Here is a 639-nt window from a genome sequence, read left to right as displayed (position 1 = left end):
GCAGGCCCGGCGCCGGCAGCGGCTGCGCCGCTTCACCGAGGCGCAGGTGCCGCAGTCGTGGTGGCGGCACGTGCCGATCGCGGTTGCGCTGCTGTCGCTGTTCCTGTTGACCGTCGCCCTGGCGACCCCCACGCACGACATGCGCATCCCGCGCAACCGCGCCTGCGTCGTGCTGATCATCGACATGTCGAACTCGATGCGCGCGACCGACGTCGAACCCAACCGGCTCAAGGCGGCCGAGCAGGCGGCCAGCCAGTTCGCCAGTCAGCTGACGCCGGGCATCAACCTGGGACTGGTCGGCTTCGCCGGCACGCCCTACCTGCTGGTGCCGCCGACCCCGCAGCACGAGGCGACCCTCGAGGCGCTGAAGAAGCTCGAGTTCGCCGACGGGACGGCGACCGGCGAGGCGATCTTCACCGCGCTGCACGCGGTCGGGGCCGCGGCCATCACCGGCGGGGACACGCCACCGCCGGCGCGCATCGTGCTGCTGTCCGACGGTGGCGAGAACAAGCCGACCGACCCCAGCGACCCGCACGACGGCGCCTTCACCGCGGCGCGGCTGGCCAAGGCCGAGGAGGTGCAGATCTCGACGATCTCCTTCGGCACGCCGTACGGCACCGTCGAGTACGAGGGCGCCAC

General features: G+C 72.3%; 1 protein-coding gene. It reads left to right on the top strand.

Annotated elements, in window-relative coordinates; all coding sequences use genetic code 11:
- Nucleotides 1-639 (top strand): VWA domain-containing protein (locus tag A9X00_RS06230; protein ID WP_156771950.1); only part of this gene is annotated, 639 nt, incomplete at both ends.

The organism is Mycobacterium sp. 1245805.9, from assembly GCF_001672915.1.
Taxonomy (GTDB): Bacteria; Actinomycetota; Actinomycetes; order Mycobacteriales; family Mycobacteriaceae; genus Mycobacterium.
The sequence above is the reverse complement of the archived record's forward strand: the minus strand, read 5'-3'. Positions and strand labels throughout refer to the sequence as shown.